This window comes from Zestosphaera sp., from assembly GCA_038727705.1.
Classification (GTDB): Archaea; Thermoproteota; Thermoprotei_A; order Sulfolobales; family NBVN01; genus Zestomicrobium.
On the sequence record JAVYVJ010000001.1, the window covers coordinates 679,158 to 693,064 of the forward strand.

Genomic DNA, 13,907 nt, shown 5'->3' on the forward strand with positions numbered 1-13,907 from the left:
GTCAGCCTGCCCTCCTGTTCTCCCTCATCACAAGGTAGTGAGTCACTATGGGGGTCAGGACAGCAGTTATGAGGACCGCCATTCCAGTGGCGGCCGTTGCAGTGGGGACGAACGCCTGATAGCTAGGGTCGGCTTGAGCGACTAGTGCCGGGACAGCCACACTGTTCCCTGCCGTGGTTCCTATGGCGAAGCCCACGCCAGGGTTGGTGTCTTTCTTGAAGAAGGTCTTATAGACTAGATATCCTAGAGACCCTGTGAGGAAGGTGGAGAGTAATCCTATCACTATCCCACCGACGAAACCCTGACCCAACGCACTTATGTTTATCCCTGCACCCAGCGCGAACGCGAAGAACGGTATGGTTATGCTGCTCGTGGGCTTGAATATCTCTGCTATCTTTGGATCGAGATTGCCGAGCGCTAGACCCAGTAGGTATGGAAGAATCGCCGCAAGCAGGTATTGAGCAGGTATGTTCGCCAGACCGGCTAAACCGAGGAACAGCATGGTGAAGAAAGGACCGTCATTCAGCGCCGAAGCAATGTAAGCACCAACGTCGGTCTGATTACCGTATTTCGACGAGAGGGCTATCCACAGACCGCCGTTGGAGTTTATCGTACCCGCCATCAAAGCCAGTAGCGAAAGTCCGGGCAGTAACTCAACCCTACCGAACACCAACCCGTAACCCACGACCAGCAATGCAGGCAGGAAGGTCTTCGCAGTCATCAGAGCAGCAGTCTTCGCAGCCACGATCCCGGCGACCTTAAGTGAGGTGTTCGCTCCAGTGGCAAAGATGAGCAAGGCTATCAGAGGCAGTGCACTGTCTCTGAAAAGGGCTGTCGTGAAACTACCGAGGTTTAGGAAGTCTGGGAAGAACGTCCTAACCAGTGAGCCTATTATTAGTGGTATAACCATCAAACCGCCTGGAACTTTATTGATCGAGTCCCATAGTTTTACCACTACTACATCACCCCTGTAAGAATGTGGTCCATACATTAATCAAGGCAAGGGTTAATAAGTTAATTAAGATTGGGCTTGATGCAAATCAGCTACCATTCACACAGGTAATGAAGTTAATCTATTGCTTCTCATCATCGAATCTACGGTGGGAACTCGTTTCACGAACGCACGCCCAGCGTGCTACACTAAAGGCGAGCAACTTGGTCCTTATTAATAGTGTGGGAGAGATGTTGCAGGTGATGTTATGTTTGGTTGGCGTGGAAGGATCGGGCTTATAATTCCCTCCTCTAACACCACCATGGAATCTGAGTTCTGGAGGATGGCTCCCGAGGGTGTCAGCATTCATGCGGCTCGGGTTCGCCTATCCGAGGTGCTCCCAACTACTTTAAGAGAGATGGCTGATGAGAGCGTTAAGGCTGCTGAGGATCTCGCCACAGCAGAAGTGGACGTGATTGTGTATGGATGTACGACAGGCTCCCTCCTGGAGGGGGTAGGGTGGGAGTTAAGTCTGAGGGAAAGAATAGAGAGGGCGTCCAGAGTTAAGACCATAACAGCGGCTGAGGCCGTGGTCAAAGCGCTAAAATCTCTTGATGTAAAGAGGGTGGTTATTGCCACACCATATGTAGAGGAACTCAACGTAAGGGAGAGAAAGTTCCTAGAGGATAACGGCTTCGAAGTTCCTAAGGTGGAAGGTCTAGGGCTGGTTAAAAACGCTGAGATAGGTCGCCAACCTCCTTGGGTAGCGTATAGACTGGCACTGAAGGCTATTGAAGGGGTTTCGGTAGATGGAATCTTCATAAGTTGCACTAACTTTAGGACCTTGGAGGTTGTAAACGCTCTTGAAGATAGGGCCGGGCTACCCGTCGTTACAAGTAATACTGCGTCCTTCTGGCTAGCTATGAGGAGTATAGGGATACGTGAAGGCATGGGCTACGGCAAGCTCCTGAAGGAGGTCAAGAACGCAAGTCCCTAAAGGTTAAAGAACGATTCGTCGCTGGAGGTTAGAACTCACTGCATTCATAATTGTCGCCTCAAGTGTGTAGAGGTCGATTGCAAGGTCCAATGAAACTCGAACCTCCAGTAAAAGTAAGGCACTGCCGGCAGGAAATGTTCGATATCGTTATAATCTATAATTTAAATGCCTCGAGTTGATTGATAATCGTAGCGTATCTCAGGAGGTGCTCGTTAAGTGGGTAATAGCTTAGGTTCTTTAGATTGTAGGGATCGCCCAGGGGGTTGCATAAACCTTAAGAGGCTTAAGGAGAGCCTCGTGGAGTCGGGTAGGTTTGGGAGGAACCCACCGGTTAGGGTGGAGAATTACGAGGATCTCGATTTGGGGAAGGGGGTGACTAGACCAACGGGCAGTGAAGCCGATAGGATGGTGAGGGACTATGCTGTGAGGCTCATGGAGGAAGCAGGACTTGAGGTTAGGGTTGATGTCGTTGGAAACATATTCGGCAGACTGGAAGGGGCAAAAACAAGAGTAGGTGCTGTTATGATGGGTTCCCACCTAGACAGCGTCATAAACGGCGGTCAGTTCGACGGCGCTTTAGGAGTGTTTGGAGCTATCGAGGCCGTCAGGAGCTTGATAGAGGAGGGCTTCATTAACGAAAGGCCAATAGAGATCGTCGTGTTCACAGGGGAAGAGGGCTCGGCCTTCAAACCATCACTCCTAGGTAGTTCGGTTCTGGTGGGGAAGCTAAGGAGTGAAGAGGCCCTAAGTGCTAGGAATGATGAAGGAGTTACTTTAGAGGAGGCCCTGGATAGGATAGGATATAAGGGGGACTTCGTGAGAAATCTGGACGATGTAGAGTATATGGTTGAGTTACATATAGAGCAAGGGCCCGTCCTCTGGAGGGAGGGGGTGTCATTAGGGGTTGTGGAGAACATAACCGGCATAACATGGCTTGCAGCAACTATAGAGGGTGAAGCCAACCACGCTGGAACAACTCCCATGACAATGCGTAAGGACGCCCTAGTAGCAGCGGCTGAAATTGTTCAGTTGATTAATAGACGTGCGAAGGAAATAGGTCCAACTACAGTCGGGACTGTCGGCAGGTTAAACGTCCACCCCAATGGAATCAACATAATCCCAGGCAGGGTGGAGATGGGTATAGACATCAGGGACGTCATTCAGGATAACATGCTCATGTTCAGGGATGAGGTGATAGAGAAGCTTAAGCAGCTGGAAGTAGGATATGGAGTCAAGGTTGACGTACAGACCCTCTTCACCCATAAACCAGCTCCTCTCTCGCCGGAGGTAATCAGCGCCGTTGAGGATGCTGCTGCGCGGGTTGGCGTACGATCGAAAAGAATGAATAGCGGTGCTGGACACGATTCCCAGAACATGGCGGAAAGGGTTAAGACGGGCATGATATTCGTTCCGAGTGTTAGGGGGATCAGCCACTCACCGCTTGAGTGGACTGACTGGAATGACGTTGGAACGGGCGTGCAGGTCCTCAAGGAAACAATAAAACTGTTAAGTACCAAACCCCATAAGGTAACGCAATCCACTACAACTTAAAACCCGACTAACCTAAACATTCTCCCTCAAGTTTAGTTCTATAACTTAAACTCATCGACAAATCTCGAGTGAGACATTCGTCCGCCTTGGGAAGCAGTATAAAAATATAATGTCTAGTTACATGAATAACTATGGTGCTTCCAACGTCTAAGCAACCTATTCTGTATATGGTTTAATGATCTCTCATCGATTCATCGTACTCAAAATTTAAAATTTTAGGAAGATTTGTAGTGAAGGCATGACAGGGGCTGGTGATGTGTATGTCTGTCTCAGGACTATATGTAGGTCACACTAAAGGGATAGAGATGATCTTCAACGAGTTAAAGCGGCTTGATTATGTCGTAGTTGGGTATAAGGTGGAGGAGGATGTGCTGAAGTTACGCGAGCTCAATTCCTTCGAAGAACTCGCATCGGGGGTTGAGGACGTACAGAATCCAGGTAGGTATTACCTTGTCAGGGGTAAGTTCTCTAGACACGGTCCCGACTCACTCAAGAGATTCTTCTATCCACCGACCCTAACCCTCTTCAGCATCTCACCCAAGTGGGACATGAGTATGCCGGACTATGTGAATCGTAAGATAGCTTTCCTTGGCATAAAGCCCTGTGATCTGGTAGCCCTCAAAGTGCTTGACAGAGTGCTCCTAAATGTTGACGAGTACTACACACGACTCAGAAGGAATACAGCTCTCATAATAGAGAACTGTACAGCACCTGGTAATACCTGTTTCTGCGCTACTATGAGTACCGGACCTAGAGCCAGAGATTCCTTTGATTTGGCTTATACTAGGCTAGACAGTAGGTTAGTTCTAGAGGCTGGGAGTGATCTCGGGCTGAGACTCCTCAGCTTACTGGAGGTAGAGCCCATAGATGACTCCACCTACAGGGACTTCGAAACAGTAATGCGTAAAGCTAGTGAGAAGGCTAGAGCAGGTTTTGAATTGAGCGAGTTGCCTGAGTTGCTTGAACTGAACATAGGATCGAAAGCCTTCAAGGAGGTGGCAGGAAAATGCTTGGGTTGCGCTAACTGCAACATGGTATGCCCAACATGCTTCTGCTTCGATGTGCTTGACGTGCCTAAGATTGACGGGTTCGCTGACAGAGTCAGAGTGTGGGACGGTTGCCTGAACTTCACCTACGCTCAGGTGGCGGGAGGGCACTTCAGGTCAGATCTATGGGCCAGGTACAGACATTTTGTACTACATAAATTCACCTACTGGATAAAACAATTCGGTACCTATGGTTGTGTAGGTTGTGGAAGGTGTATCACGTGGTGTCCCACAGGAATAGATCTCAGGGAGTCCGTGAAGAAGGTTCTCAGGGGCGATGTTGATGAGTAGAGCCTCAGCGTCTCTAATTCCCATGAAGACCGTGATAACCCGTGTCAGAGTGGAGACCGAGAACGTAAAGACCTACTACGTCAGATTGCCTGAGGGGGTTGAATTACCCAAGCCAGGACAGTTCAACATGCTCTACGTCCACGGCGTTGGTGAAGTGCCTATATCTGTCAGCGACGTGGACGCTGACTCAAGGGCTGTGGCGCACACGACTAGGTTCGCAGGTTCAGTAACGCGAACCTTCGCCTTACTTAAGGAAGGCGACATAGTTGGCTTCAGGGGTCCCTATGGTGTGGGGTGGCCTATAGAACTAGTCACTAATAAAAATCTAGTCCTGATCGCAGGCGGTATCGGTCTCCCGCCTTTAAGACCTGTCATAAGAGAGATTGCCAGAAACAGGAGTGCATACGGCAAACTAATAATCCTTTATGGAGCGAGAACACCTAAAGATCTCATATTCAGCTATGAGTACAGGGAATACGAATCCATCCCAGACACAGAATTACTGCTGACCGTTGACGTCCCGAGCGAGGAGTGGAAAGGCAACTCAGGGGTGGTCACGAACCTAGTAAAGGTGGTCAACGTGAATCCTGACGAGACCTATGCCTTTGTATGTGGTCCTGAGGTGATGATGAGGCAGGCAACTCAAGAATTACTCAGGAAGGGTTTTAAGACCAACAGGATCTATCTATCTCTAGAGAGAAGGATGAAGTGCGGTGTAGGATTATGCGGTCACTGTCAGATGGGCCCTTACTTCGTGTGCAAGCACGGTCCCGTGTTTCCGCTTTGGTTCATAAGTAAGTACTTCTGGGTTGATCAGATATGAGGAAGCTGAAGGTAGCTGTGTTTAAATTCTCTAGTTGCGACGGTTGCCAGCTACAGTTCCTCAATATGGAGGAGGAGTTACTGCGTTTGATGGATAACATAGAGTTCGCGCTATTTTATGAGGCCAGGAGGTTTGCAGAACCAGGTCCATATGATATTACCTTCGTAGAGGGCTCGGTCTCGACACCGCACGAAGTTGAACTTCTTGCTAAGCTAAGGGAAGACTCCAAGTTAGTCGTGGCTGTAGGTGCCTGCGCAACGTCAGGCGGAATACAGGCACTCCGTAACTGGGCGGACGTTGAGGAGTTTAAACGTCAGGTCTACCCCAGACCTGAATGGATTGAAGTTCTTAAAAATGCAGAACCTCCCTCGAAGTACATTAGGGTGGACTATGAGATACGAGGTTGTCCGGTGAGTAAGGAGCAACTAATGTTGTTCGTGCTACAACTGCTCAAAGGTAAGACTCCCTCACTTCCCGTCGACTCCGTGTGTCTGGAGTGTAAGAGGAAGGGCAACGTCTGCGTCCTAGTAGTTAGAGGGATGCCGTGTTTAGGTCCAGTCACAATGAGTGGTTGTGGAGCGTTATGCCCCTCCTACAGCAGGGGCTGCTATGGTTGCTACGGTCCCATGGCAGACTCAAGACCAGCCGTATTAAACAAACGTCTCAAAGAACTTAACATAAGACCTAAGGATATACAGCTTCTTTTCAAACAGTTCACAGGTTGGTCGAAAGAGTTTAGAGGTGTTATTGATGAATACGAATAGAGTTATTGAGGTGGATTACTTAGCCAGGGTGGAAGGCGAGGGGAGCCTCTACCTAGAGATAGAGAATGGCAAGGTGTTAAGAGTCGAGGTTGGAATCTTTGAAGCTCCGAGATTCTTTGAGGCCTTCCTAAATGGTAGGAAATACTATGAAGTACCTGACATAACGGCTAGAATCTGCGGGATATGCCCCGTTGCCTATGTGATGAGCTCCAGCAAAGCGCTCGAGAAAATATTGCAGATCGATGTTTCTGATGAGGTGGAGCAACTTAGGAAGATCATATACCTTGGCGAATGGGTTGAGAGCCACGTGCTACACGTGCTAATGCTCCACGCGCCTGACTTCCTAGGACACGATTCACTTCTAAGTCTTGCAAAGGAGCAACCTGATATAGTCAGGAAGGGCCTAGTTTTGAAGGGGTGGGGTAATCAAGTAGTTAGGGTGGTTGGTGGACGCTCAGTACATCCCGTCTCTTGCAGAGTGGGTGGCTTCCATAGAGTCATAAGAAAGGAGGAGTTACTCCCCCTTACAAGAGATTTAAGAAGGGTAGAGGGGTATGCGAAGGAGTTACTTGAGTGGGTGCTCGAACTACCCATACCTGACTTCAAGAGGGATATTGAATTCCTGTCCCTCAGAAATGAGGAGGAGTATCCAGTGCTACACGGCAGAATAGTCTCTAATAAAGGACTCAACATACATGAGGACGAGTTCGAAGAATGTCTAACGACAGAGCAGGCAAGGTACTCCACATCGCTCAGGTATAGACTCAAGGGTAGAGGGCCCTACGTCGTAGGTCCTCTGGCAAGGTATAATAACAACTACGATCTGTTAAAACCTGAAGTCCGAGAAGTTGTTGAATCACACGGCTACAAAGCACCGTTAAGCAACAGCTTCCAAAGCATAATAGCCAGGGCGGCCGAGGTATACCATGCCGTCCTAGAACTTGAGGAACTCATCAACAACTACAGAGAGCCTAAGCAACCCTACATGGAAGGCATGTTGTGCGAGGGTGTGGGGGCAGCGGTAACGGAGGCTCCTAGGGGCCTACTGTATCACAGGTACACGCTAAGCGAGAAGGGTTATGTAGTCAACGTTAATATAATACCGCCGACCTCCCAGAACCTAGCAAGCATAGAACAGGATCTGCTGGCACTAGGTGATAAGCTAGTAACGCTGGACCAGACTAGAGCACAGTGGCTAGCGGAACAGGCGGTCAGGAACTACGACCCCTGCATTTCATGCGCAACGCACTTCTTGAAACTCAACTACGTCTCTAAAGAACACCGACATACGGAGTAGTGAAAAGCACCGGCTTGAAGACCGAGAATAGGAGGAGAGCTAAAGTTCACTTAACCTAAACAAGTTCCTCATTCCTCGGCTCAATTTCCTGACTTGAAGGGTGCTCTAGCCGCTACTAGAGTTAAAGCTGTCATAGTTGTCAACAGTAATGACATGCCACCCAGCGTAAGGACATAACCTGAAGTCAGTGCGCCGGCGAAGCTGGAGATCTCGGATAATATCGTGTACGTTGCCGGGCTGCTGGCAAGGGATGCGTCTATGTAGAGTGAGTAGAGCTTAGAGTCTACGATCACGTTGGCCAGGTAAACAAGCGCAAGTGTAAGTGTTATTTCATAGTTCTTCGTAAGGAATGCCGAGATTATCAGGGACGCAGCCAGTAGTCTAAGTATTAACGCTGCTAAAGTCAGGTTCCTTCCAAAGGAGGTTGGTAGGAGAGTTAGAGCTAGGGCAGCCGAGAGCTTCGCTACTCCGTAGATCGTTAAGACAACTTCGTTGCTTAGGTTAAGTAATCTGATGAATATGAATGATAACGGCGTAAACAGGAAAGAGTTACTCACTTTGAATGCTGAAGTTGAGAACATGACGTCAGCCGTTGTCAGGGCGACCTTAGAACTCCATACGCGTGAGAAAGCTCTTGCTTTAGAAGGTATGTACAGGGGTTCGTAACCAAGGGAAGCCAGTATGCCCACGGCGGTGAGCGACGTGTTAATACTCCTTTCAGTTCTGTAGAGAGACCTGGTTAACGAGAACCTGCCGCTAGGTATGTAGTAGAATAGTAACGAGCATATCACGCCTGATACGATTGAGAACCAGAGGGCGGAGTCGACCACGAGGCTTAGGGAGAACCACGACGTGATATAGAGTAGGAAACCTTCGAAGAACAGAGTGACTTGAAAATACCTTCTGTTAACACTATCCCACTCCCTCTCATCCATATTGTCCAGTATAGCTATGGAGACGGCGTTCTTTGCCAGAGCGACGCTGACTGCGTGTAACGCTTGAGCAATGAAGAGGTACTGTATACCCTTAAGGACCAGCAGAAAGTATATGAAGGTCTGAACAGTTAGCATAGATATCATTATAAGGGTTTTAGGCCCCCTACTCTCAGCCGTTCTTGAAGCAATCTTAGATGTTAGCGCGTAGAGAATGACCCACAATCCGGAAAGGAGGCCTAGAGTCACTGCGTCAATGCCGTAGTAGTTAATGGCTACCAGGTCTACCAATAAGTCCGTAAGTCCTAAAAAAGCAACGTACATAGTGGACAGCAACAGCCACACTGCCTTAGGCCCCCTACCACAGGACTGTATTGAGAAACCACTTTTAAGCGCTATCCTGACACGCCACTATTAAGTCTTCCAGTTAGCTCGCATGTTTGTAGTTATTCATGATTTTCAATAGATGTTGTAGCGGATCTTAATATGTTGAGGGTACCAACAACTTCCTGGCTGATATATTAATTAGAGGGTTCGTATAGCGGACTCGATGAGTTCAACAAGGAGGCTTGAGTCTTTTTATCCGTAGTCCCACTTGTCGGGCAAATCAACTCTGATCATCTAGGGCTTCATCTAGCCCTCCTTGGCGGAGCTAGTGCCGTTGAGAAGTGGGTGACATAGAGCTCGGGTATAAGTGAATTACGAAAATCCATCAAGGTAACATCTTTAACGACGACTTTAAGGGTGATGAATACAAAACTGAAAATCAGCTAACATTAGACTCAATAGACATCTAATTCCCGACGAGGAATTTCAGCGGTCCAAATTAATAGATAACGGCCAGAGGTTCGGATTTCATTGCGAGCAATGTTGTCCCGTCCTTTTCTGGCTTCACGGTATTGTATACAGATAAAACTCCCGATAGAGTATTTCCTAAGGTGATTCAGATGCTCGTTAACGTTAAGATCCTCGATCTCGACGTCGGAGATTTAAGGTTGGTTCTAGTGCCGAGGAACATAGCCGAAAGCATGGGAATTGCTGGCGGTCTGAGGGTTAAGCTCAGAAGCGGGGAGAGAACCTCCTCGGCATGGGTTATGGTGAGCGATGTTAAGGATGATGCTATATTATTAAGTAAGAGTGTTGCGGAGTCGCTAGGTAGCCCTGATAAAGTTGATGCAAGCATACACTCATCAACTCCTGCTGTCGACTACATCAGGAGGAAACTCAGCGGTCTTAAGCTGGGTCAGGATGAGATATACGTAATCATTAAGGATCTAGTATCTGGTCTCCTAAGCGATGCAGAGATAGCTGCCTTAGTAGCCGCTCAAGCAAGTGTGGGTATGGATGTAGACGAAATCGTATTCCTAACTAGAGCCATGGTTGAGGCAGGTAACTTACTTAGATTTGAGGAGCCCGCCTACGATATACACTCAATCGGCGGGGTGCCGGGGAACTCTAAGGTCTCTTTAGTTGCTGTCCCCATAGTAGCGTCGGCAGGCGTACTTATACCCAAGACTTCCTCAAGAGCGATTACGTCACCGGCCGGGACTGCCGACACTATGGAGGTTTTCGCACCTGTCACATTCACGGTTGAGGAGGTATTCAACCTGATTAAGAAGGTAAAGGGATTCATAATATGGGGCGGAACCCTCAATCTAGCTCCTGCTGACGACATACTCATACGTGTGGAACATCAGTTAAAGTTGGATCCGGTCTCGCAGATGATAGCTTCGATATTATCCAAGAAACTGAGCATGGGGATAAGTAGCTTGATTATAGACATACCTACGGGGAGAGAGGCGAAGGTTGAGAGCGTTGAGGAGGCGCGGAACCTGTCATCGTTGTTCACTCAGGTAGGGGGCAGGTTAGGGCTTAACTTAAGGTGCGCCATAACATACGGAGGGCAACCTATAGGCTATTCTATAGGTCCTGCGTTAGAGGCCCAGGAAGCGCTTCAAACCCTTATGGGTGAAGGACCTATGTCGGTGAGGGAGAAGGCCGTAGCTCTATCGGGGTTAGTGCTTGAGATGGCGGGAGTGGCTCCCAAGGGTGGGGGACGCAAGGTGGCTTCCGACATTCTCGACTCTGGAAAAGCCTACCTGACATTCAAGGCAATCGTGGAGGCTATGGGAGGTAATCCTAATGTGAGGCCTGAGGAGATACCTGTGGGCAAGTACAAGGCCGAGGTTAAAGCACCTATAGACGGATATGTAACGAATGTCTACAATAAATCACTGACACAGTTGGCTGTAGCGGCTGGTGCGCCCTTTGACAAAGGGGCTGGTGTGAAGCTTCATGTAAAGACTGGCCATAAGGTCAGGGAGGGGCAGTTGCTTCTCGAAATTTATAGCAATTCGGAAAGTCTTCTTGACGAAGCGTTGGAATTGATCAGCAAGCTAAGACCAATAAGCATCGAAGGAATGTTGTTGGAGACCTACCCGGAGTACATCTAACGTTCTTGCCCACGGTTTTATTCGACCTCACTTAACAACTTAATACTCTGCTTGACGCCTTCCTGAGTCTATTCATTATTGCAAGCCCTATACCTCGCTCCTCAAACCCCTCTACGACAGCTATATCTGCACTTACCTCATCAACTTCCCTGAGAGTTTTAAAGAGGTTTCTCGCCACCTCATACAGATTCTGCCTGGAACCAAGCTCTAGCGTGGTGACCCCGGCGTAATGTCTGCAAGTCTCACTACTGCATATAACGATCACTTTGAGGCCTGCCCTCAAATACTCCTCAACCACTGCTTTAACACACCCTACGTAGCTATCTGTGTCATAGCACTGGCCTAAGTCGGCCAGGGTTAAGGGTGTTTCAGGAGAGTAATGTCTGTACTTAAGGCCGGGGCTTAACGCTTTCTCGGCCTCCATTATCCCCTTAGCAAAGGAGGGCACGATCACCCTGACCCCCATTAACCTCTCCAGGACGTCAACCCCTACAGGGCCTGGCCTCAGCAGTGTAGGTGGATCACTCATCAGGTTGAGTATAGTGGACTCAACTCCTAAGAACGTATCGCCGCCATCTATTATCAGCTCAACCCTGCCGCTCATATCCTTAATCACGTGCCGCGCACTCGTCGGCGAAGGCCTGCCTGAGAGATTAGCGCTCGGAGCTGCTATGGGATTTCCTAGAGTTTTGATGAGGGAAAGTGCCGTGGGATGTGCTGGACACCTCACGGCAACGGTGGGCAGACCAGCGGTCACTTCAGGCGGTACCGTCTCATTCCTTTTAAGTACTAAGGTCACAGGTCCTGGCCAAACCTTACCAACGACCTCATACGCTATCTGCGGCACGTCCTTGGCCACCAGATCCAGGTCACCGGGATCCCCGATGTGAAGTATCAGCGGGTTGTCAGGGGGCCTCTCCTTAACAGCGAATATCCTCCTCACCGCATTGGCGTTATACGCGTCAGCTCCTAACCCGTACACTGTCTCAGTTGGAAAAGCCACTAAACCACCGTTCCTGAGTACCTCAGCAGCTTCGGCAATAACCCCATGATCCGGTCTCAGGGGATCCACCTTAACTACCTTGGTCTTCATAGTCCCTCACTCCTGTAATGTGATTCAGCTCGGAGACTCTTAAAACTAAGAGCACCTGAGGTAATGCATTAACTCTTTTGACTTGATGTTCGTGAACCCGCTCTCAGGTCTTGCCGTTTAAGGACAGGTGATCTTGAAGACGGTCAGTCTCGCCCAATATTGATTTTTGAGTTAGTGGTGTCTTTCTCTTGTAAGAAGGTGCACTGAGCCTGCTAAAGTCTTGGCAATTCCTAAAATCTTTAAACAACTACTGAATGGAAGAAAACTTCTCAACGCGTCCTATTTGTGCTTCCACTCACCCCCATGACGGGCTGTGCCTAAAGATGCGGTTGAAGCACGAGGCATAGCTTTGAAACTAACTGTGGACTCCATCGCATTCAAACAATGCCCCCAACCCTAGCGTAGAGTGGTTCGTAGCCGCTATTAACTATGAAACGAATGGTGCAGTCTATCTCATTAAGACCCACGGCGACCTGGATACAGGAAACTGTTTGCTCTGAGCGTTAATGGTCAGCCGAGTTCACTTAGGATTTGCTGATATCTCTGCGTAACCGCTTGACTCCAGGCTAGCTTGTATAGGTCTATCGCACTAGGATTCTGCGCTATTGCGTTCGTCACTCTTACCGCATCCTCCTCTGTAAACTTGAGAGTCTGTTTGGTTATGGGGTCTATGTACGTGAGTGGTTCGCTTAATCTATTCACGTAGCGGTTGAATTGATCCTGTGTTATCTGTCCCTTGAGGTACTTATCCACTAACCTAACCCAGACCTGCTTTAACTCGCTGTTGAGATCTACTAAGACTGACTTGAAGTAGTATATCACCGCCTTCTCATAGGAGAGGGCTACATTATCATCGAACTGTATCCCGACCGTCCTGTTTATCTCTAGAAACGCTTGGTAGAGGTCTTGTCTTTTCATCCCTTCAGGAGTTTCGAAGGCTCTTGGATTTACTGGAAGCCTATTTATATCTGGGTTGAACCAGACCTTCCACTGTCCCTCGGTGAGAACCCAAGCTATGAAGGCCTACGCCGCCTCAGGGTAGCGTGAAGTAGCCAGAAGGGCGATAGGATCTCCGTTAACTATGGTCTCACCTGCAGGTATTATGTATTTACAGTCTGGGTTCTGGTAGTGTGCTGTGTATCCGTAGAAGTCAATGGTAATTCCTACATCAACCTCACCTATAATTACTCCCTCACGGACGTCTGCAGAGCCTGAATATACTTTAGAGTTTGCCGCCATAGTCGTTAATACTTTCCAGCCCTCATCCCACCCGTAAGCCTGAAGTATTATTTCATACATCCTTTATTGCTTGTTGATTGAGTCGGATCGGCTATGCCTACTGCCCAACTTCCTAAGCTAACCAACTTCTTAGCATAGTCAATATTGCCTAAATCCCTCCAACTACCTGGTTGAGGCAGGCCGTAGTTAGCCAGCGTTCTTGTGTTGATAGTAAAGCCGAATGAAGACATGGCTGCAGCAACCCAATATATTCTACCATCAGAGCCTACTCTCTTCATGGGGGCCCCTGCAATGTAATCAGGGATCTGACTAACGGCCTCTAGGACCTCTGGTGATGTTAGAGGGGCGAGAAGACCTGCCTGATACACGGTATCGAAGAGTGTAGGACCACCACCCCATGCCACGTCGTAGTCCTTTTTCTTTATTGTGTCAACCCACCACCCAGCCTCTATGTACTTAAACTCGACATTCTTAATGTTATATTTTTAGC

13 protein-coding genes are annotated in these 13,907 nt (G+C 48.7%); 7 read left to right on the forward strand and 6 right to left on the reverse strand.

Features of this window, described 5'->3' with window-relative positions:
* Position 1: 1 nt before the first annotated feature.
* A complete protein-coding gene (locus QW772_03725) occupies positions 2 to 991 on the reverse strand; it encodes a 2-keto-3-deoxygluconate permease (protein ID MEM0038013.1) in 990 nt (329 codons plus the stop codon).
* Positions 992 to 1,199: 208 nt separating this feature from the next.
* Here QW772_03725 and QW772_03730 point away from each other — a divergent pair, with 208 nt between their 5' ends.
* The 6 genes from QW772_03730 to QW772_03755 all read left to right on the forward strand — a co-directional run bounded on the left by QW772_03730 (position 1,200) and on the right by QW772_03755 (position 7,700).
* On the forward strand, positions 1,200 to 1,928 hold the full coding sequence (locus tag QW772_03730) for an aspartate/glutamate racemase family protein (GenBank protein ID MEM0038014.1): 729 nt from the start codon (positions 1,200 to 1,202) through the stop codon (positions 1,926 to 1,928).
* Positions 1,929 to 2,144: 216 nt separating this feature from the next.
* Positions 2,145 to 3,479, forward strand: a complete 1,335-nt coding sequence (locus QW772_03735; GenBank protein MEM0038015.1) for a M20 family metallo-hydrolase — start codon at positions 2,145 to 2,147, stop codon at positions 3,477 to 3,479.
* Between the two features lie 260 nt (positions 3,480 to 3,739).
* Positions 3,740 to 4,816, forward strand: coding sequence for a 4Fe-4S dicluster domain-containing protein (locus tag QW772_03740; protein ID MEM0038016.1), 1,077 nt, complete (start codon positions 3,740 to 3,742; stop codon positions 4,814 to 4,816).
* Positions 4,809 to 5,639, forward strand: a complete 831-nt coding sequence (locus QW772_03745) for an FAD/NAD(P)-binding protein (protein ID MEM0038017.1) — start codon at positions 4,809 to 4,811, stop codon at positions 5,637 to 5,639. Before QW772_03740 ends, QW772_03745 begins: the two co-directional genes overlap by 8 nt.
* Positions 5,636 to 6,403 (forward strand): hypothetical protein, encoded by a 768-nt coding sequence (locus QW772_03750; GenBank protein ID MEM0038018.1) that lies wholly within the window; start codon positions 5,636 to 5,638, stop codon positions 6,401 to 6,403. The genes QW772_03745 and QW772_03750 overlap by 4 nt, the downstream gene beginning before the upstream one ends.
* On the forward strand, positions 6,390 to 7,700 hold the full coding sequence (locus QW772_03755) for a nickel-dependent hydrogenase large subunit (protein ID MEM0038019.1): 1,311 nt from the start codon (positions 6,390 to 6,392) through the stop codon (positions 7,698 to 7,700). The genes QW772_03750 and QW772_03755 overlap by 14 nt, the downstream gene beginning before the upstream one ends.
* An 80-nt stretch (positions 7,701 to 7,780) precedes the next feature.
* On the opposite strand, the gene QW772_03760 is transcribed toward QW772_03755, so the two are convergent.
* Complete coding sequence (locus QW772_03760) at positions 7,781 to 8,977, reverse strand: hypothetical protein (GenBank protein ID MEM0038020.1); 1,197 nt, start codon at positions 8,975 to 8,977, stop codon at positions 7,781 to 7,783.
* Between the two features lie 602 nt (positions 8,978 to 9,579).
* Here QW772_03760 and QW772_03765 point away from each other — a divergent pair.
* Positions 9,580 to 11,085 carry an AMP phosphorylase gene (locus QW772_03765; protein MEM0038021.1) on the forward strand — a complete coding sequence of 502 codons (1,506 nt, stop codon included), beginning with the start codon at positions 9,580 to 9,582 and terminating at the stop codon, positions 11,083 to 11,085.
* Between the two features lie 31 nt (positions 11,086 to 11,116).
* Here QW772_03765 and QW772_03770 read toward each other — a convergent pair whose 3' ends face one another.
* From QW772_03770 to QW772_03785, 4 genes are all read right to left on the reverse strand, one after another.
* Complete coding sequence (locus QW772_03770; protein ID MEM0038022.1) at positions 11,117 to 12,178, reverse strand: L-threonylcarbamoyladenylate synthase; 1,062 nt, start codon at positions 12,176 to 12,178, stop codon at positions 11,117 to 11,119.
* Between the two features lie 510 nt (positions 12,179 to 12,688).
* Positions 12,689 to 13,096 (reverse strand): hypothetical protein, encoded by a 408-nt coding sequence (locus tag QW772_03775; GenBank protein MEM0038023.1) that lies wholly within the window; start codon positions 13,094 to 13,096, stop codon positions 12,689 to 12,691.
* Positions 13,097 to 13,201: 105 nt separating this feature from the next.
* A complete protein-coding gene (locus QW772_03780; GenBank protein MEM0038024.1) occupies positions 13,202 to 13,477 on the reverse strand; it encodes a hypothetical protein in 276 nt (91 codons plus the stop codon).
* Entirely contained in the window at positions 13,465 to 13,893 is a 429-nt protein-coding gene (locus QW772_03785) for an extracellular solute-binding protein (GenBank protein ID MEM0038025.1), read from the reverse strand. Before QW772_03785 ends, QW772_03780 begins: the two co-directional genes overlap by 13 nt.
* Between the last annotated feature and the right edge of the window lie 14 nt (positions 13,894 to 13,907).

Excerpts from the sequence above, each read along its gene's own strand:
- QW772_03725 (MEM0038013.1), bottom strand. The coding sequence starts at position 991 with ATGTATGGACCACATTCTTACAGGGGTGATGTAGTAGTGGTAAAACTA.
- QW772_03730 (MEM0038014.1), top strand. The coding sequence starts at position 1,200 with ATGTTTGGTTGGCGTGGAAGGATCGGGCTTATAATTCCCTCCTCTAAC.
- QW772_03740 (MEM0038016.1), top strand. The coding sequence starts at position 3,740 with ATGTCTGTCTCAGGACTATATGTAGGTCACACTAAAGGGATAGAGATG.
- QW772_03745 (MEM0038017.1), top strand. The coding sequence starts at position 4,809 with ATGAGTAGAGCCTCAGCGTCTCTAATTCCCATGAAGACCGTGATAACC.
- QW772_03750 (MEM0038018.1), top strand. The coding sequence starts at position 5,636 with ATGAGGAAGCTGAAGGTAGCTGTGTTTAAATTCTCTAGTTGCGACGGT.
- QW772_03755 (MEM0038019.1), top strand. The coding sequence starts at position 6,390 with ATGAATACGAATAGAGTTATTGAGGTGGATTACTTAGCCAGGGTGGAA.
- QW772_03765 (MEM0038021.1), top strand. The coding sequence starts at position 9,580 with ATGCTCGTTAACGTTAAGATCCTCGATCTCGACGTCGGAGATTTAAGG.
- QW772_03770 (MEM0038022.1), bottom strand. The coding sequence starts at position 12,178 with ATGAAGACCAAGGTAGTTAAGGTGGATCCCCTGAGACCGGATCATGGG.
- QW772_03775 (MEM0038023.1), bottom strand. The coding sequence starts at position 13,096 with ATGAAAAGACAAGACCTCTACCAAGCGTTTCTAGAGATAAACAGGACG.
- QW772_03780 (MEM0038024.1), bottom strand. The coding sequence starts at position 13,477 with ATGTATGAAATAATACTTCAGGCTTACGGGTGGGATGAGGGCTGGAAA.